Here is an 18012-nt window from a genome sequence, read left to right as displayed (position 1 = left end):
CTCGTGGAACAGCTGATCAGGTTTAAGGGGTGAACAGAGGCGCCATCGCGGGTATCAAGCAATACCCATAAGCCTGTGACTATGGAATCATTCTCTGCCTCTGCCTCTGCCTCTGCCTCTGCCTCTGCCTCTGCCTCTGCCTCTGCCTCTGCCTCTATCTCTCTCAATGCGCAGCTTGGAGGTGGTCTGGTTTAGCCAGCCAGATATGTGTGAAGCTACAAACCCTGCTTGCAGAAACAACAAGGGCTGCACATTGTGCAGCCCTTGTCTTTGGAGAATAGCGGGTTGAGCGTGTCAGCTGGCCCAGGTGATGATGTGATCGATCCATTCACCCGCCTGATCCTCGTGAATGACTTTGCCACGGACGGATTGACCAGCCTGATGCATCGCGGAACGACTGCCGGTCAGCAGAGGATGCCATTCTGGAAGAGCGTCACCTTCAGACAGCAGGCGATATGCGCAGGTTGAGGGGAGCCAGTCATATTCGGTGATCTTGTCATGGGTGATCTGCAGACAGTCAGGCTCTTTTTTGAAACGATTGGCGTAATCAGAGCACTGACAGGTCTTGGTGTTAAGCAAATTGCAGGCGACATTGGTGAAAACCAGTTCGTCGGTATCTTCATCGATCAGCTTGTTGAGGCAGCATTTTCCGCAACCATCGCAGAGGGATTCCCATTCGGATTCAGTCATCTGCTGCAGACTCTTGGTCTGCCAAAAGGGGGCTTGCATCATACCGCTCACTTATTACACCTGATAAAACGCGTGGTTATACCCCTTGTTACCCGGTATTTCAAGGAGAGGGTCACTCCGGTGGGCAAATTGTCGTGATCAGCTCAAATGAATGCAATGACTTTCAGCCTCATCATATTGCTCAAACGGCTTCGCTGGTGGGCAGGAAGTCCCGCAGGTTTGAATACTTGGGCTGCATGATTGTCCAGTTCAGGTTTTATTTTCTGCTTCTTTATCCGTTACATCTTTTGATGTTTGTCTGCTTGCAGCAAGCAGGGTCAAATGATCTCCGATGCCTACCGTCAGGCTGTTGCAAGCTTGTCTTTCAAATAAAGCCGCTGGTCACATATTGTTTGCGCCCTTCTGTCACTGCGACCCGCGGGAGAGCCTGCGTAGGCGTTCGTTTTTTGTCTTAATGATTGAGATAGATATCTTGCTCTGAATAAGCCAGCAGAGGTGTGCCGAGGTTAGTCCGTTTTGCGCCAAAGAAGCGGGTGAGTACGCCAGATTGCTGTCCCAGTCGCTGCAGCTTGACGTGATCCAGCTCGATCTGCTCGGGTAGCCAGGTAAATACGGCGGCGCAGTGACCATTGCCCAGACTGCGCTCCAGGGTTTGCTGCCAGTTCTTGATTTTGGGGCTATGTACCACCAGCACTCTCTTGGGATCGATACCTCGCTCTTCCAGACGGCTGACTGTGGGGCGTCCCGGCGGGGCGATCAACAAGATCCAGCCGGTATGAGAGTCACCTAACTTGCTCAGTTCGCTCAGAAACTGATCATCAGACTGGATAGTCACACCATCATGAGCCAACTCCGCTTTGCAGGCGGTTCTGGTTGGCCAGGGCTTGCTCATGACACGATTCATCGCAAAGGGCAGTGAGTGCAGGGGCTGGTTCATATATGGGATTCCTGTATGAATATCCAAGCTGTATGTGCATACAGTAGTTATATCCTGTGGCAGTGACAAGGTGTTTTTGCTGAAAAATGTGATGGTGTTAGCATGTGACGTTAGTAAGACTATGTTTTTAAAAGTTATTTAATATAAAACTGGCTGGGTGTTTTTCGTACTATGGACAAACCTTGCGTAACCGCCCATGGTTATACAGGTCATTTACAGGAGGTGCCGCCATGGATATCAGTACCTTGCAACGTCTTGATGCCAACATCTTGCTGGGCATCATCAATGAGAAGCTAAGGCTTGAGTGTGACGGGTTGGAGGAGTTGCTGGCCTATTACGATATGAGTGAAGAGCAGTTGGCAGGGCGTCTGGATCAGATTGGGTACCATTACGATCCATTGAGCAATCAGTTCAAAGCACATCTTTAAGGATGCAATGATTGCTTCATATTTATACGGTAATTTTTCAGGCACATTGAAACCGGTTTCAATGTGCCGTCTTGCTGCCTATTTTCAGGGATTTTCAAGGCTTGGCAATCTCTGAAAACCTATTCATGCCAGAATATTTTTATTTTTTCATTAAGCTTATGATAATAAAGGGAATGTTTGTTTTTGTGCGATCAATTTAAGGAAAGGGTTTTCAAGCTTTTCAGGCTGTTTTTATCGGTTAAAGTGTGACTTGCGTTAACTTTTAATTCTGCCGCTTTAGTTAGTATTCTCACGCCGGTACATATTTTGAGATAACAACAGCGCCGGTCCCGCAAGCGGGATAACAATTTTATTTGTAACGAAGGAATATGGTTTATGGCTACCAAGAAGAAGACAGACCAGGATCTCCAACTGGATAAAGATCAGCTCAAGGCGAGTATCGTGCGTCACCTGCGTTCTACCTTGGGAACAAGCGAACAGAAAGCCTCTCCCGAAGCGTGGTGGAAAGCCACTGCGGCGGCCGTCAATGAACAGGTGTACGAGCGCCTGACCCGCACTCAGCAGACTCATTTCAAGAAAGATACTCGTGCGATTCACTACCTCTCTGCTGAATTCCTGATGGGAAGATTGACCTCCAACAACCTGCACAACCTCTCCCTCTACAAGACTTGCGAAGAGGCGCTGGGCGAACTCGGCCTGGAACTGACCGACCTGTGCGAACAAGAGCCGGATATGGCACTTGGCAACGGCGGCCTGGGTCGTCTGGCTGCCTGCTTTATCGACTCGCTGGCCACCCTGAACTATCCGGCGGTTGGTTACGGTATCCACTACGAACACGGTCTGTTCCGTCAGGAAATTCAGGATGGTCGCCAGATTGAGCGCCCAGACTCCTGGCGTGAATATGGCAACCCCTGGGAGATCTGCCGTCCCGAGTCGGTGCAAGAAGTGCCGCTCTATGGCTACGTCGAGACCGTGTTTGGTGACAATGGCGGCCTGAAGAAGGTGTGGCACGCCGGTCGCAAGATTAAAGGGGTGCCTTGGGATATTCCGGTGGTCGGTTTTGGCGGTCACACCGTCAACATCCTGCGTTTGTGGGAATCCCGCGCCTCCGAGTTTTTCGACTGGGACGTATTCAACGCCGGTGGTTACATCGACTCCCAGGCTGAGAAAGCCCAGGCCGAGACCATATCCAAGGTACTCTATCCGAACGATGAGACCGATGCCGGTAAAGAGCTGCGTCTGATCCAGCAGTACTTCTTCTGTGCTTGCTCCATCAAGGACATCATGCGCCGCTACAAGCGGGTGCATGGCGCCGACTTCAGCAACTTTGCCGCGCAAATTGCCATTCAGCTCAACGATACTCACCCGACTGTCGCCATCCCGGAACTGATGCGGGTACTGGTTGACGAGGAAGATCTGAACTGGGATGCCGCTTGGGCCATCTGCTATCAGGTCTTCTCTTATACCAACCACACTCTGCTGCCGGAAGCGCTGGAGAAGTGGTCGGTCAGCCTGTTCGAGAAAGTACTGCCTCGCCATCTGGAGGTGATTTACGAGATCAACGCCCGCTTCCTGAACGAGTTGGTGGAGCCCAAGTGGCCGGGCAACGACGCCATCAAGGCCAAGCTCTCCATCATCGAAGAGGGGGCCGTGCGCAAGGTTCGCATGGGCAACCTGTGCGTGATCGGTTCGTCCAAGGTGAACGGTGTGGCCGAGATCCACTCCAAGCTGGTGAAGGAAGATCTCTTCCCCGAGTATGCCGAGCTGTGGCCGGAAAAAATGTGCAACGTGACCAACGGGGTAACCCCGCGTCGCTGGCTGCTGGCCTGCAACCCGGAGCTGGCGGGTCTCTACAACGAAGTGGTGGGCAAGGAGTGGCCGCTGCAACTGGACAAACTGCGTGGCGTGGTGAAATTTGCCGACGACAAGGCGTTCCAGCAGCAGTTCATGACCATCAAACGTCATAACAAAGAGAAGCTGGTCAAGGTCATCAAAGACGAAACCGGTATCGATGTCAGTGCCGAGGCGATCTTTGACGTTCAGATCAAGCGTCTGCACGAGTACAAGCGCCAGCAACTGAACCTTATTCACATCATGGCACTCTATCGTCGTCTGCTGGCCAACCCGGACTATGACATGCATCCGCGTGTGTTTATCTTCGGCTCCAAAGCGGCGCCCGGTTACAAGCTGGCCAAAGACATCATCTATGCCATCAACAAGCTGGCGGATCGGGTCAACAACGATGCTCGTATCCAGGGCAAGCTGAAAGTGGTGTTCATGCCGAACTACCGCGTGAGTCTGGCCGAGAAGTTGATCCCGGCGGCAGATGTCTCCGAGCAGATCTCTACTGCTGGTTACGAAGCATCCGGTACCGGCAACATGAAGATGGCACTCAACGGTGCAATCACCATCGGGACGCTGGATGGAGCCAACATCGAGATCGCCGAAGAGGCGGGGGCCGAAAACTGTGCCATCTTCGGTCTGAACGTGGACGAAGTGAAGTCGCTGAAGGCGCGCGGTTATAATCCGTACGACTTCTACTATGCCAACTCCGAGCTCAAGGCCGTGCTGGACTGGTTTGATACCGACTACTTCACGCCGGGTCGTCCGGGTGAGCTGGCCTCCATCAAGCGCTCTTTGCTGGAAGGGGGAGACCCTTACCTGACCTTGGCGGACTTCCAGTCCTACTCGGATGCACACAAGCTGATCGATACCTGGTATCGGGATCCGGCACTGTGGGCGAAGAAGGCTATCATCAACTCGGCCACCATGGGTAAGTTCAACTCAGACCGTTCCATCCAGGACTATGTGGATCGTATCTGGAAGCTGAAACCCTGCAACATCGGTTGATCACCTCTTAATATGAGAACCCCGCTATGCGGGGTTTTTTTATAGCTGCTTGGATTCGTAAATATTTGTACACCATTTGCAAAAAGCTTGATCATCTGTGATAGATGTACAGGGCATCACATATTATTTTAATGTCGTTATTACCAGCCTTTCCCGGGAACACCTCATCTCATGGCACCCGTATCGCTCATAAGTCTGAAGTCATCATCATGTGTACTCTCGCTGCTGTCGCATGGCACAAGCTGACGATGGTCAGGGATGTGACAGATGGCCGTTGGGGTGCAGGAAAAGAGAAAGCCCCGATGATACGGGGCTTTGTTGGAACCTGGTGTTGATTGAGGAGCCCGGCGAGCGAGCCACCAGCCATCAATGCAGTATGTCGCCCATAAAATAGGCAAGCAGGGTCAAAATGACGGTGAAGACCAGGTTCAGCACCAGGCCGGCCCGCATCATTTCACGCTGCTGGATATGGCCGCTGGCGAAGACAATGGCGTTGGGCGGGGTAGCCACTGGCAGCATGAAAGCGCAGGAGGCACCGACAGCGATCAGCACGGATACGACAATGGGAGAGACTCCCAGTGCCTCTGCGACTCCGGCAAACAGTGGAACCAGCAGAGCGGCGGTAGCGGTGTTGGATACCAGCTCGGTCAGGAACACCACGAAGGTGGCAAGACAGAGCAGGATGACGAAGATCGGCATGGTGGCCAGACCGTTGGATAGGTGCTCCGCCAGGAAGGCGTTGGCCCCGGTCTGCTTAAGGATGGCGCTCAGGGTCAAGCCGCCACCAAACAGCATCAGTACTCCCCAGTCGGTGTTCTGGTTGATGTCATCCCAGCTGGCCACCCGGCTGACGGCGATGGCGATGATGGCTCCCATGGCGATCAGTGTATCAAATTGAGGTATTCCTCCCAGCGCCTGGGCAATAGGCTGGGAGCCAATCCACAACAGCACTGTGGTCAGAAATATCAGCATGGTCACCTTGCGTTGGCCGGTCCACTCTATGGTCACTCGCTCGGTGCTGACCTGATGTGAGAGGTTGGGGCGGGTTACCAGATAGAGCAGCCCGATGCCTACTGGCATGAAGATGAGGACAACAGGAATGCCAAATTTCAGCCAGTCAGTGAAGCCCAGCCCCATCTGGGCGGCCGCAATGGCATTGGGCGGGCTGCCTACCAGGGTGCCGATGCCGCCAATACTGGCGCTGTAGGCAACACCAAGCAATACGAAGACCAGTGTGCGGCGCTCCTTGTGAATGTCGAGACCTTTGAGCATGCCAAGGGCCAGCGGCATCATCATGGCGGCGGTAGCGGTATTGCTGATCCACATGGAGAGTGCCGCAGTAATACTGAAGAGTACGATGGCAGCCCAGCCGAGGTGTCCCTTGGCGAGCTGCATCACCTTACCGGCAATCTGGGTGTCTAGCCCCTGTTTGGATAGCGCTGCCGCCAGGGCAAAACCGCCAAAGAAGAGGAACAACACCGGGTTTGCGAAGTCGGTCAACGACTTGCTCATATCAAACACCCCGAGCAGGGTGGCAAGTACCGGGATGGAGATCGCGGTGATAGTGATGTTGACCGCTTCGGTCAGCCAGAGAATAGCTATAAAGACCAGAATGCCCAGCCCCTTGTTGACCATAGGATCAAAAGGGAGCCAAGCGAGCATGATGCATAGCAGGAGCAGATCCAGGATCACGATCCCGGTCTTGATATCCAGCCAACGAGATGGAGTAGCGGGTACAGCCGATGTGTGCATATCGTTCTCTCGGTTAATTTATGGTTGTTTTTGTGTTGCCGAGATTACATCCATTCACTTGTTTGAAACAGGCTCACATATTGAAAATCAGTCTCTACTCACACACTCATTGATAAAAATGAGGAAATAAATACATAAATCAAACATTTCTGAAACATAAATTAAACATCCATGAACTGTTCCAGCCACTGCTTGAACATGTTCTTGGGCAGGGATCCATTTATCTGGTTCACCACTTTACCCTGTTTGAAGACCATTAGGGTGGGGATGCTGCGAATGGCGTAACGGGCGGCAATGGTGCTCTGCTGCTCGGTATCGACTTTGACAAAGCGCATCCGTGGTTCGAGTTCATGGGCAACATCATGAAATACTGGAGCAAACTGCTGGCAAGGGCCGCACCAGCTGGCCCAAAAATCGACAACGACCGGAATATCGGAGTTGATCAGGGTATCGAAGTTATCCGCCTTCCCGAGGCAAGGGGTTTGGCTGAACAGGGACGCCTTGCAGTGCCCACATTTGGCGGAGTGGGTTACATGGGTGGAGGGCAGGCGGTTTCTTGTAAAGCAGTGGCTACAATAAGTAGTGATAAATGACATAATAGTCTCCTTGAAGATCGGTTCTGGTGGCTGTGATGAAAATAGTGCCAGAGTTAAAATAGTGAAATAACGTTAACACAGCGCTCGGCTGGGGTGGACACTTCCACTCCGAGCTCTGCTCAAGCCGGACAATTCAGCGGCCATTATAAGTAGAGAGTCAAAACGGGATGAATAAAGGATCACGGAAGAGCCCTGTGGTACTGCTGCTTGTTGCTGCCTTGTTGCTCGGCTTCTTGGTTCTTTGCTGGCAACTGCTTAGTCAACAGCAGCGTGCATACAGCCTGAATCAGGCAGCGGAGGCAGTGCTGAACCGGATCAACACCGACAGTGTTTACCTGCTTGGTCGTGAGAGTGCCAATGATAGCAATGTTCAGCAACGGCTCGTCCAGTTATCCGGTATCCTCGATAGCTTTGTTCACAGGGTTCGTAGTGATGCTGAGGTTGAGCAAACGCCTCTTTCACAGAGGTTGCTGCAGGATTTGGATCTCTACCAGATGGAGCTGGCCAGACTGTACAGCATGGAAAAGGCGGTGGAATATATCGTGCAACCCTTTCAGCATCAGCTTGAGAAGGTACGCGCTATCACGCCGGCAGAGAGCCTCTTGCATCGTGATCTCAATGAGTTGGCCCAACTCAGCCATTTTTTGCAACACAGCGCCGATAACCAGTATCAGCAACAGCTGAGCTTGTTGCAGCGTGCTCTTGCTTCCCATTACGGCTCGCAACCCGAGGTGATCACCTTGGTTAACCTGAGCAAGGATTTGAGTCGTCAGGTGATGGCTTATCATACCCTGCGCCATCGTCTCATCGATATGCAGGTGAGCGATAACCTGGTGCGCTGGAAGATGGATAAGCTGGAGCGGGCTTCATCATTGCTGAACCGCTTCTATTTAATGGTGCTTGGCGGTGCCTTGATCAGTTTTGTGCTGGTGGCCTATACCCTATGGCGTCGTAATCAGAAGTTGAGCGAGTTGTCCCGTCAGACGGCCTTGCTGGCACAGGCCAAAAGCGATTTTCTGGCCAATATGAGCCACGAGATCCGCACCCCCATGAATGCCATCATCGGTTTCAGCTCACTGGCACTGCAGACCGAGCTGGATCAGCAACAACGGGACTATCTGGGCAAGATAAAGTCTTCATCAGATACCTTGCTGCTGCTTATCAACGACATTCTCGATCTGACCAAGGTGGAGTCCGGCAAGCTGACGTTGGAGGAGATCGACTTCGATCTCAGCGAGCAGCTCGACTCGCTGGCGGGCATGTTTGCCGATCTGGCGGAGCGCAAACATGTGGAGGTGATCATTCGCAAATCGCCGGAGGTGCCTGTCTTCTTGCGTGGGGATCCTCTGCGGCTGGGGCAGGTTCTGGTCAATCTGGTGAACAATGCCATCAAATTCACCGAACGTGGTGAGGTCGAAGTCTCCATCGATCTGGCCAACTCCCATCCAATGCGGATCCGCTTCAGTGTGCGCGATACCGGCATCGGCATTGCCGAAGAGAAGCAGACCCAACTGTTTCAGGCGTTTACCCAGCTGGAGGCGGGCAATACCCGCAAATATGGCGGCTCGGGTCTTGGGCTCAATATTTCCCAGCGGCTGGTGGAGCTGATGGGGGGGCGGATCACCGTAGAGAGCAAGCCTGGCGTCGGCTCTCTGTTCAAGTTCGATATCCCGATGGCGCAGGCGGTCTACGGTGTGGCTGGACGGAAAGTTTTCTTCGAAAACCAGCCGCTGGTGATGGTGATGGATGACAACGAACTGGTGCTGGATCTGGCTCGGGACATCCTGACTCGGGCGGGTGTGCGAGTGCTGCCGGTCAACTCCCTTTCCCGTGCCCGTCAATTATTGCGTGAAGAGGGGCCCAATCTGCGGTTGGCAATCCTCGACTGGCGCATGGGGCAGGAGGATGGACTCGATCTGGCGCTGGAGATGTATCAGCACAGCCAGTGGCGGCGGATACCCATCCTGATGATCAGCGCCTGGGCCAGAGAGGGGCTGCACGCCCGGATGGACAGCATGGGGCTGACCCATTTTCTGCCCAAGCCGATGACCGAGAATGCCCTGCTGGCCAAGGTGGACGAGTTGCTCAATGGCAGCTCTTATGAACTCAATCTGCGCAAGGCAGAGGCTCAGGGGGATCAGCAGCACTTCAAATCCCTGTTGCAGGGTACCCGAGTGCTGTTGGCCGAAGACAACCGGGTCAATCAGCAGCTCATCATCGAATATCTACGTCGGGTCGATGCGGTAGTGTGCGTGGTTAACAATGGTCGCGAGGCGGTGGAGCGGGTTGCCGAGCAGCCTTTTGACGTGATCCTGATGGACCTGCAGATGCCGGTGCTGGACGGACTCGATGCCACCCGCCAGATCCGCAAAATGGTCGACAAGCACGATGTGCCCATCATAGCCCTCACTGCCAGCGCCATGCATGGAGACAAGGAGCGCTGCCTGGGGGTGGGGATGAATGGTTACGTCACCAAGCCGGTGAGCAAGCTGGATCTTTACAACAACCTGCTGCAGTGGGTGAAGCCGCAAGGGGTGGAGCAGGCGGGGATCATGGAGGTGAAACCGCCGGATATGATGGGGATCCTCGATCTGCAGGATGCCCTCAAGCGGCTGGAGCAGGACAAGGAGGCATTGCAGATCCTGTTCAAGCTGTTTATGTCGGAGCACAAGGACGATCTGTGGGAGATCCGTTCCGCCTTGCGCCGTCAGCAGCCCGAGGTGGCCAGCAAGCTACTGCACACCCTCAAGGGGGTGTCTGCCAATATCTCGGCGGCCCGTCTGCAATTGGTGGCTGGCGAGCTGGAGTGGCGCCTGCGGCAAAACGAGGTGCTGAGCGAGGCGGATCTGGAGCAGTTGCAACAGGTCTTCAGCCAGACCCGGGAAGAGGTGTCACACTTCCTGTTGACCGGTGAGCAGCATGAAAATTCGTATAATCCCTATTCATCAGGGGATGATCGCATGTCACAGTGAATTAAATAGTAATTATTCTCAACCATCCCGGTTCGGGATATGATGAGCTTTCGTTCAAATCGCCTCCAGCCGGAGGCGATTGTTTTCATTGTTCTATTTCTGCGTGGCTTCTCTGATGGCCGCTCCTTGGAGCGGTCACGGGCAGAGAGCGCTAAAGGTTGGTGGTGTGAGCGTATTTCTACGATTGAGCTGGTTTTTCAAGGAGCAGTGGCCCCGTTATCTGGCTGCCATCTCCCTGCTGCTGATGGTGGCCCTGTTGACCGTTCTTCCGCCCAAAGTGGTGGGCTGGGTGGTTGATGGCATCACCAAGGGCGGTCTCGACAATGGTACCCTGATGCGCTATCTGGCGGGGCTGTTTGGTCTGGGTGTGCTGATTTATCTGCTGCGCTACGTCTGGCGGGTGATGCTGTTCGGTGCCTCTTACCGTCTGGCCTATGTGTTGCGCAATCGCCTTTTCAGCCATTTCACCCGGATGAGCCCCGATTTTTATCAGCGCCACCGTACCGGCGATTTGATGGCCCATGCCACCAATGACATTCAGGCTGTGGAGATGACCGCTGGCGAAGGGGTACTGACTCTGGTGGACTCCATCATGGTCGGGGTATTGGTGCTCTCCATCATGTGCAGCCAGTACTCTTGGCAGTTGACGCTGGTCTCCTTGCTGCCGCTGCCGGTGATGGCCTATTTCATGAACCGCTTCGGCACCCAGATCTACACCCAGTTCAAGGCGGCGCAAGGGGCCTTCTCCAGGCTCAACAACAAGACCCAGGAGGCTCTTTCCGGCGTGCGGGTGTTGAAATCCTATGCGGTTGAATCGCTGGAAGATGAAGGCTTTGCCGAGCTGACCAAACAGGCGGGGGAGCGCAATATGGCGGTGGCCCGCATCGATGCCAAGTTCGATCCGGTCATCTACCTCTGTATCGGTTGCTCCTACTTCCTCGCGGTGGCGGGGGGCAGTGTGCTGGTGCTGCGCGATGAGCTGACTCTGGGTGAGCTCACCAGCTTCACCATGTACCTCGGCCAGCTCATCTGGCCGATGTTTGCCATCGCCTGGCTGTTCAACATCATCGAGCGGGGCAGCGCCGCCTACTCCCGTATCGAAAGCCTGCTGGGGGAGCGCAGCGATATCGAAGAGCTCGCCCAGCCGGCCGCGTTTACCTCTGCCTTTCCTTTGCAGATCAAAGGGGTGAGCTATCAACTTGAGCAGCGCACCCTGCTTGCGGATATCGACGTTACCCTCAAGCAAGGGGGGATGCTCGGGGCGGTGGGGCGCACCGGGGCAGGCAAGAGCTCCCTGCTCAAGCTGTTGATGCGCCTTGCCAATCCGACTCACGGTTCGATTGTCATGGGTGGCGTTCCGATTGACCAGTTGCCGCTCGCCACACTGCGCAGCCAGTTTGCCTATGTACCGCAGGAGCCATTCCTGTTTTCCACCACCATCGCTGCCAACATTGCCCTCGGCAAACCCGATGCGAGCCGCGAGGAGGTCGAACGGGTGGCACGCATTGCCTGTGTCCACGATGATATCGTGCGTTTCCCCAAGGGTTATGAGACCGAGGTCGGGGAGAAAGGGGTGACCCTCTCCGGCGGCCAGAAACAGCGGCTGGCCATTGCCCGCGCCCTGCTGCTGGATGCACCCATTCTGGTGCTCGATGATGCGCTCTCGGCGGTGGATGCCCACACCGAGCAGCAAATTCTGCATTCCCTCAAGGCCCATCGTCGCACCCTGATCCTGGTCAGCCATCGCATGACGGCGGTGGAGCAGGCCGACGAGATCCTGGTGCTGGAGCAGGGGGCCGTCAGCGAGCGGGGTCATCACGGTGCCCTGATGGCGCACAATGGTTGGTATGCAGATATGGTGCGTTATCAGCGACTCGAAGAAGCGGTGGAGGAGAGCCTGTGAATCCGACCATTAAAAGACTGCTCGCCTACTGCGCCCGCTATCCTCGCTGGCTGATCCAGGCGGGGATTTGCCTGCTGCTTGCCACCGGCGCCGAAGTGGCCGGGCCGCTGCTGATCAAGCTTTTTATCGATGACTATCTGGCGCCACGCAATATCGTGCTGCCCACCATTGCTTTGATTGCAGCGGGCTATCTGGGTTTGCAGGTGCTTTCGGCGGCGGGTTTCTATTTGCAATCCCTGCGCTTCAATCGCATCGCTCAGGCGGTGGTGCAAACTTTGCGCGAGCAGGTATTTGCTACCGCCATCCGCTTGCCGGCCCGCTACTTTGACAAGCATCGATCCGGCTCGCTGATTTCCCGCATCACCAACGACACCGAAGCGATCATGAACCTCTATGTGCAGGTGATCGGCTTGCTGGTGCAAAAAGTGGTGCTGTTGTGCGGCATCCTCATCTCCATGGCGCTGCTGGATCTGCGGCTGATGCTGGTCTGCTCCCTGTTGCTGCCCGCAGTGGGCGGGGTGATGTGGCTCTACCAGAAACTGAGCGTGCCAGTGGTGCGAGCGACCCGCAGTCTGCTCTCCGACATCAACAGCCGCCTCAACGAGTCGCTGCAGGGGATGCCGGTTATTCAGGCGATGGTGCAGGAGCGCCACTTTGCCAACGCCTTTGCCGAGGTGAACCAGCAACACTGGTCGGCACGGATCAAGAGCCTCAAGATCAACGGCATTTTGCTGCGTCCGCTAATCGATCTCTTCTACATGATGGTGCTGATCGGCCTGTTGGCGCTGTTTGCCCATGAGGGGGGGAGCCACGCGGGTGCTATCCAGGTAGGGGTGCTCTACGCCTTTATCAGCTATCTGGGCCGGATGATCGAGCCGCTCATCGAGATGACCAACCAGCTTAACCAGTTGCAGCAGGCGATGGTGGCGGGGGAGCGGGTCTTTGCCCTGCTCGATGAAACCCGCGAAAGCACCGAGGGCGAGATGATCCCGCTGGAAGGGCGGGTCAGTTTCGAGCGGGTGAGCTTCTCCTACGATGGTGAGCAGCAGGTGCTGCGGGAGGTCAGTTTTGCCGCAAAACCGGGCCAGATGCTGGCGCTGGTGGGCCATACCGGCAGCGGCAAGTCCACCATTATCAGCTTGCTGATGGGCTTCTATCCGCTGGGTCAGGGGCAGATCCGCTTCGATGATCACGCACTGGATACCCTGTCGCTGGCAGCGGTACGCCGTAGCATCGGGCTGGTGCAGCAAGATCCCTTTATCTTCGTCGGCACTCTGGCGGAAAACCTGCGTCTCGGTCGCGCCGGAATAGACGAAGCGCGGCTCTGGCAGGCGCTGAGCGAGGTGCAGCTGGCCGAGTTTGTGCGCAGCCTGCCACAGGGGATCAACACCCTGATGGAGGAGGGAGGCAAGAACCTCTCCGCCGGTCAGCGGCAACTGCTCTCCTTTGCCCGTGCACTGGTGGGAGATCCGCGTATCCTCATTCTGGATGAGGCGACGGCCAGCGTGGACTCCCAGACCGAGTTGGCGCTGTCGCAGGCGATCTCTGCTGCCCGTCGTGGCCGCACCACCATCGCCATCGCCCACCGCCTCTCGACCATCGTCGATGCGGACGAGATCCTGCTGCTCTCCCGCGGTCAGGTGAGCGAGCGGGGTACCCATGGTGAGTTGATGGCCCTCGGCGGTCACTATGCCCAGCTGTTCGAGATGCAGAGTCAGGGGGCCTGGCTCGAAGAGAAGCGCGCCTGAGCGGCACATTTGCTGTAACAGCGACATGAACGAAAAGAGGGAACCGGTGCGGTTCCCTCTGTTTTTTTGGGTTGGGCAAAAGGTCGTAACCGTGATCCCTGTGCTTGTCGAATGGCGCAGATGCAGGCAACATGTTGTTTACATTAACTCATCGGATCAGTTCGCATATGGATTTGCAACGCTTCAAAGCCAATCTGGCGCTTCGGCTGTTTGCCTGGCGCTACATTCCCGTCATCGGGTTTTGTGCCCCGATCATCGAAGAGATGAACGCCAAGGCGCTGCGCATTCGCATTCCCCTTGGCTGGCGTACCCGCAACCACCTGGGCAGCATGTATTTTGGCGCGCTGGCGACCGGCGCCGATCTGGTAGGCGGTCTGCTGGTGATGGAGAAGGGGCGGCAGCGGCGCAAGAAGGTGCACTTCGCCTTCAAGGATGTGCAGGGGGAGTTTTTGAAACGACCGGAGGGGGATGTGCAGTTCGACTGCGCAGCGGGGGAGGAGATTGACGCCATGATCGACGAGTCGCTGGCAAGCGGTCAGCGCATCAATCGCCCCATCCGGGTGGTGGCCACCTGCCCGTCATTGAACGGGGATGAGGCGATGGCGCGTTTTGTGCTGACCCTGTCGATCAAGGCCAGCTAGCGGGTTGCCGGAGAGTGGCTCCCCGAAACGGGGTTAGCCAATCTCCGGGCTGACGCCCTCTTTCACCACGACCTTCATGCCGTTGAAGTTGACCACCTGTTCGGCCACGATCTTGCAGCGCTTGCGGGTCTCGACCTGACCGTCCACCTCGACTAGCCCTTCGGCAACGAGGGCTTTGGCGGCGCCGCCACAATCGGCCCACCCCTGATGTTTGATAAGGTCACACAAGGCAACGAAGGGGTGACCTTCGAGCAGAAACGTCTCCATGGGAAATCCTCTAGATGGATGAATGCCGGATACAGCAGGGCGACTATTTTAGGCAGTTCGCTCAGGCAAAGAAAGGAAGAGGGACTACTCGCTGTGAAAAAGTGGCCGATTGTTCTTGAGGTGGCGCTTTCGCAAGTCCTGATGGAGAGGTGAGAGGGCCACCCGTGACGTATCGTGACGCACCTCGTCCATGCTGGTGTGCCCACACTCTCCCCTGACTGTTAGGATCGGGCCACTCTCAATGGCCCAAGGAACTTCCCATGACACTCTCCCGACTGCTGCTGGCGTGCAGCGCCCTGACTCTGTGTGGTATCGCGCAGGCCAGTACTCCGGTGCAGGTTTCGCTGCCCGGCGTCAACCTGCCCGCATCCCATCAGGTGGAAGGGGCTCGTGCCTCGCTGCTCTATGGCCGAACTGGTCAGGTGAAGGGCATTGATCTGCCGATCTTCGCCCTCTCTGATGTGGATCAGTTCAGCGGCCTGCAACTCGGGATCTTCCTTGGTGCCGGTCGGGTGCGTCACCAGTTTGGCGGGGTCGCCATCAACGCCATCAACTGGCACGAAGGGCAGGATACCGGCGTCAATCTCGGGCTGGTCAACCTGACCAACAATGTACAAGGGCTCAACTGGGGGGCGGTCAATATCGCCAAGGGCAATGCGCTGGCCAACGTTGGCTTTGTCAATTATGCCGAGCGTACCACCTTCCAGATTGGCTTTATCAATGCGACCAAGCACCTTGATGGCTTGCAGATCGGGCTGGCCAACTATGCCGCCAACGGCGTTTTCCCCATTCTGCCGCTGGTGAACTTCCAGAAATCGTTCTGAGTGGGCGGTTCGCTTTGCGTTAAGGGCCTCTGCTGATTACCCTGTGCCTCTTGCAACTTGTGACAGGCGAACAGAGGTAATTGATGACGGCAGGGCAGATGAGTGCAATCGGGATCGGCTGGGATGTGCGTGGCTGGCAGGGCAGTGCCCAGGCGGTGGCCGTGGTGGGCTGGCAGTCCGAATCCAACCGCCTGCACTGGCTCGGGGTGTCGCCGCTGTTTCGTCTGAGCTCGCGGGTGGCGCCGGATCTGGCCGCCCTGCTGCGTCCCGCCCTGCAAAACGAGCTGACCCTGATGCAGGTAGAAGCCTGCCCGCAACTGGCGCTCGGTATCGATGCGCCACTCGCTTTTCCCCGCGCCTTGCGGGATCTGCTTAATGGCCAGCCACACAGCTGCGCCGCTCCCGAGCGGGAGATAGACAACCCCTACGCCTATCGCGACTGCGAGCGTTGGCTGTATCAGCAGTACGGCAAGAAGCCGCTGTCGGCCACCTTCGACCGGCTTGGCAACAATGCCACCCTGGCGCTCTCCATGCTGCCGCGGCTCTCGGATCTGCAACTGGTGCCGACCGTTGCCCCGAAGACCAGTCGCGCCGTGCTGGAGGTCTATCCGGCATTGGCCAAAGTGGGCGGCAAGGCCTCCCCGGCACGGCCCGAGCTGGCGGCCTTACTGCCTGCGGACGTGCTGGTCGGCACCGATCGCTACGATGCGGCGCTCTGCGCCCTGATGGCGCTGCAATATGCCGCTGGTGGCAAGGTGACGGTATTGCCTGAGCTGATTTCGCCACCCAGTGACATGCCTTGTGATGAGGGATGGGTCTATCACTTTGCCCGTCATGCTGTAGAGCACAGCGGCATGTGACAACGGGGACGCGGCACATCATGGCGCCGCTCACCCTGTGGACGCGGGCCAAATGGCGCAAAAAACCTGTCTTTAGTCAGGAAATTGCCTGTTCATCCCGCGCCAAGGTGGCGCATCGTTATCTTCATCCGATATATTGCCCACCTTGCTGATCCTTTGCTGTGGTATTCCCGATGAAATCCGTTCTCTCTATTCAGTCCCACGTGGTCTTTGGTTGTGCCGGCAACAGCGCGGCCGTCTTCCCCATGCGCCGCCTCGGTATGGATGTATGGCCCATCAACACGGTGCAGTTTTCCAACCACACCCAATATGCCCAGGGGTGGCAGGGGATGGCGATGCCTGCGGGTCATATCAGTGCGCTGGTGAAAGGATTGGGCAATATCGAGGTGTTGAGCCAGTGTGACGCCGTGCTGAGCGGTTACCTTGGCTCCGCCGAACAGGGGGACGAGATCCTGACCGTGGTCAACGCCGTCAAGGCGGCCAACCCCGATGCCATCTACTTCTGCGACCCCGTGATGGGGCACCCGGAGAAGGGGTGTATCGTTGCTCCCGGCGTCACCCGTTTCCTGACCGAGCAGGCGCTGCCGGTGGCCGACATGATGGCCCCCAACCTGCTGGAGCTGGAGACCCTCTGTGATACCCATCTGGCTGATCTGGATCAGACCCGCGCGGCTGCCCATCAGCTGCTGGCCCGCGGCGTCAAGCTGGTGCTGGTCAAGCATCTCGGTCGTGCGGCGCAGGACTCCAGCCGCTTCGAGATGCTGCTGGCCACCCCGCAAGGGGATTACCTGATTGCCCGTCCGCTTTATGACTTTGCCCGCCAGCCGGTGGGGGTTGGCGATCTTATCAGCGCCCTGATGCTGGCGAATTTGCTGGCCGGCCACGATGCGGTCAGCGCGTTCGAGCGCACCAACGCCTCGGTGGATGCGGTGCTGCAAGAGACTTGGCGCCAGCAGGCTTACGAGTTGCAGCTGATCGCCGCGCAAGATGCGTTTGATTCGCCGAAGGTGGAGGTGCGAGCGGTGATACTGCCCTGATTGCTGCCATGTCTGAAGCAAAAGAGGTGAGCCATTGGCTCACCTCTTTTGTTTGTATCGCTCCCGGTTATGGGGTCAGCGGATCAACCCCTGTTCAGCCAGCCAGGCAAACAGCAGACGGGAGACGGGGGAGAGCTCATCGAGGTGAGTGCTGTCTAGCCAGCGCAGCTCGGCAATTTCGGCCGAAGCGATGGGGGTGCCGCTCGCTTCGCCGGTGTAGCAGCGCAGGCGCACCTCGACTCCTGCCGGCTTGCCATCGGCCTGGGCGCTGAACTCGCAGGCAAAGCGTAGGGTGTCGTGCAGCAGGGTGACGGCCAGCTCCTCCTCAATCTCGCGGATCAGGGCCGCCTCGTCGCTCTCACCCGGTTCCCGTTTGCCGCCGGGGATGTAATAGATGTCCTTGCCGTGGGAGCGGGCGCAGAGCAGTTGCTGATCTTTAAAGGTGAGCCAGGCGAGTTTGTCGATCATCCGTTTTCTCTCCGATGGGGTTGCCGTGATGAGCCGGGC

At 56.6% G+C, this 18012-nt stretch carries 15 protein-coding genes; 9 read left to right on the top strand and 6 right to left on the bottom strand.

Annotated features, from left to right (window positions below):
- Positions 1-294: 294 nt before the first annotated feature.
- A complete protein-coding gene (locus tag G5306_RS07600) occupies positions 295-729 on the bottom strand; it encodes a YcgN family cysteine cluster protein (RefSeq protein WP_005361134.1) in 435 nt (144 codons plus the stop codon).
- Positions 730-1141: 412 nt separating this feature from the next.
- Positions 1142-1627 carry a cell division inhibitor gene (locus G5306_RS07595; RefSeq protein ID WP_216978916.1) on the bottom strand — a complete coding sequence of 162 codons (486 nt, stop codon included), beginning with the start codon at positions 1625-1627 and terminating at the stop codon, positions 1142-1144.
- 230 nt (positions 1628-1857) lie between these two features.
- Here G5306_RS07595 and G5306_RS07590 point away from each other — a divergent pair, with 230 nt between their 5' ends.
- Together G5306_RS07590 and G5306_RS07585 are read left to right on the top strand one after the other, a co-directional pair.
- Positions 1858-2055 carry a DUF4250 domain-containing protein gene (locus G5306_RS07590; RefSeq protein WP_005333612.1) on the top strand — a complete coding sequence of 66 codons (198 nt, stop codon included), beginning with the start codon at positions 1858-1860 and terminating at the stop codon, positions 2053-2055.
- A gap of 375 nt (positions 2056-2430) precedes the next feature.
- Entirely contained in the window at positions 2431-4905 is a 2475-nt protein-coding gene (locus tag G5306_RS07585; RefSeq protein ID WP_216978915.1) for a glycogen/starch/alpha-glucan phosphorylase, read from the top strand.
- A gap of 366 nt (positions 4906-5271) precedes the next feature.
- Here G5306_RS07585 and G5306_RS07580 read toward each other — a convergent pair whose 3' ends face one another.
- Both G5306_RS07580 and trxC read right to left on the bottom strand, forming a co-directional pair.
- Positions 5272-6657, bottom strand: a complete 1386-nt coding sequence (locus tag G5306_RS07580; protein WP_216978914.1) for an SLC13 family permease — start codon at positions 6655-6657, stop codon at positions 5272-5274.
- A 161-nt stretch (positions 6658-6818) separates the two neighbouring features.
- Positions 6819-7253, bottom strand: a complete 435-nt coding sequence (gene trxC, locus G5306_RS07575; RefSeq protein WP_216978913.1) for a thioredoxin TrxC — start codon at positions 7251-7253, stop codon at positions 6819-6821.
- 167 nt (positions 7254-7420) lie between these two features.
- On the opposite strand from trxC, the gene G5306_RS07570 reads away from it, so the two are divergent.
- The 4 genes from G5306_RS07570 to G5306_RS07555 all read left to right on the top strand — a co-directional run bounded on the left by G5306_RS07570 (position 7421) and on the right by G5306_RS07555 (position 14517).
- Complete coding sequence (locus tag G5306_RS07570; protein ID WP_216978912.1) at positions 7421-10225, top strand: response regulator; 2805 nt, start codon at positions 7421-7423, stop codon at positions 10223-10225.
- Positions 10226-10391: 166 nt separating this feature from the next.
- Positions 10392-12128 (top strand): ABC transporter transmembrane domain-containing protein, encoded by a 1737-nt coding sequence (locus G5306_RS07565; protein ID WP_421312668.1) that lies wholly within the window; start codon positions 10392-10394, stop codon positions 12126-12128.
- Positions 12125-13876: an ABC transporter transmembrane domain-containing protein gene (locus G5306_RS07560; protein WP_421312667.1), complete on the top strand. Its 1752-nt coding sequence runs from the start codon at positions 12125-12127 to the stop codon at positions 13874-13876. Before G5306_RS07565 ends, G5306_RS07560 begins: the two co-directional genes overlap by 4 nt.
- Before the next feature lie 167 nt (positions 13877-14043).
- Positions 14044-14517, top strand: coding sequence for a DUF4442 domain-containing protein (locus G5306_RS07555; RefSeq protein WP_005352552.1), 474 nt, complete (start codon positions 14044-14046; stop codon positions 14515-14517).
- 33 nt (positions 14518-14550) lie between these two features.
- Here G5306_RS07555 and ybcJ read toward each other — a convergent pair whose 3' ends face one another.
- Positions 14551-14784, bottom strand: coding sequence for a ribosome-associated protein YbcJ (gene ybcJ / locus G5306_RS07550; protein WP_005361116.1), 234 nt, complete (start codon positions 14782-14784; stop codon positions 14551-14553).
- A gap of 260 nt (positions 14785-15044) precedes the next feature.
- Here ybcJ and G5306_RS07545 point away from each other — a divergent pair, with 260 nt between their 5' ends.
- The 3 genes from G5306_RS07545 (at position 15045) to pdxY (ending at position 17505) form a co-directional block, all read left to right on the top strand.
- Entirely contained in the window at positions 15045-15608 is a 564-nt protein-coding gene (locus G5306_RS07545) for a VC2662 family protein (RefSeq protein ID WP_421312666.1), read from the top strand.
- 83 nt (positions 15609-15691) lie between these two features.
- Positions 15692-16468 (top strand): DUF429 domain-containing protein, encoded by a 777-nt coding sequence (locus tag G5306_RS07540; RefSeq protein ID WP_421251270.1) that lies wholly within the window; start codon positions 15692-15694, stop codon positions 16466-16468.
- A 173-nt stretch (positions 16469-16641) separates the two neighbouring features.
- The gene (gene pdxY / locus G5306_RS07535; protein ID WP_216953460.1) at positions 16642-17505 is read left to right on the top strand and encodes a pyridoxal kinase PdxY; all 864 of its coding nucleotides are present in this window, start codon (positions 16642-16644) and stop codon (positions 17503-17505) included.
- 75 nt (positions 17506-17580) lie between these two features.
- Here the strand turns inward: pdxY and G5306_RS07530 are convergent, their stop codons facing one another.
- Entirely contained in the window at positions 17581-17973 is a 393-nt protein-coding gene (locus G5306_RS07530; RefSeq protein WP_216978908.1) for an NUDIX hydrolase, read from the bottom strand.
- Between the last annotated feature and the right edge of the window lie 39 nt (positions 17974-18012).

It is taken from the genome of Aeromonas sp. 603404 (assembly GCF_049171775.1).
GTDB classification, from domain to species: Bacteria; Pseudomonadota; Gammaproteobacteria; order Enterobacterales; family Aeromonadaceae; genus Aeromonas; species Aeromonas veronii_A.
Note: the sequence above shows the minus strand (reverse complement) of the source record. Positions and strands in the feature narration are given on the sequence as shown.

Coding starts and splice junctions, on each gene's coding strand:
- G5306_RS07600 (WP_005361134.1), bottom strand. CDS start 729: ATGCAAGCCCCCTTTTGGCAGACCAAGAGTCTGCAGCAGATGACTGAA.
- G5306_RS07595 (WP_216978916.1), bottom strand. CDS start 1,627: ATGAACCAGCCCCTGCACTCACTGCCCTTTGCGATGAATCGTGTCATG.
- G5306_RS07590 (WP_005333612.1), top strand. CDS start 1,858: ATGGATATCAGTACCTTGCAACGTCTTGATGCCAACATCTTGCTGGGC.
- G5306_RS07585 (WP_216978915.1), top strand. CDS start 2,431: ATGGCTACCAAGAAGAAGACAGACCAGGATCTCCAACTGGATAAAGAT.
- G5306_RS07580 (WP_216978914.1), bottom strand. CDS start 6,657: ATGCACACATCGGCTGTACCCGCTACTCCATCTCGTTGGCTGGATATC.
- trxC (WP_216978913.1), bottom strand. CDS start 7,253: ATGTCATTTATCACTACTTATTGTAGCCACTGCTTTACAAGAAACCGC.
- G5306_RS07570 (WP_216978912.1), top strand. CDS start 7,421: ATGAATAAAGGATCACGGAAGAGCCCTGTGGTACTGCTGCTTGTTGCT.
- G5306_RS07555 (WP_005352552.1), top strand. CDS start 14,044: ATGGATTTGCAACGCTTCAAAGCCAATCTGGCGCTTCGGCTGTTTGCC.
- ybcJ (WP_005361116.1), bottom strand. CDS start 14,784: ATGGAGACGTTTCTGCTCGAAGGTCACCCCTTCGTTGCCTTGTGTGAC.
- G5306_RS07545 (WP_421312666.1), top strand. CDS start 15,045: ATGACACTCTCCCGACTGCTGCTGGCGTGCAGCGCCCTGACTCTGTGT.
- G5306_RS07540 (WP_421251270.1), top strand. CDS start 15,692: ATGACGGCAGGGCAGATGAGTGCAATCGGGATCGGCTGGGATGTGCGT.
- pdxY (WP_216953460.1), top strand. CDS start 16,642: ATGAAATCCGTTCTCTCTATTCAGTCCCACGTGGTCTTTGGTTGTGCC.
- G5306_RS07530 (WP_216978908.1), bottom strand. CDS start 17,973: ATGATCGACAAACTCGCCTGGCTCACCTTTAAAGATCAGCAACTGCTC.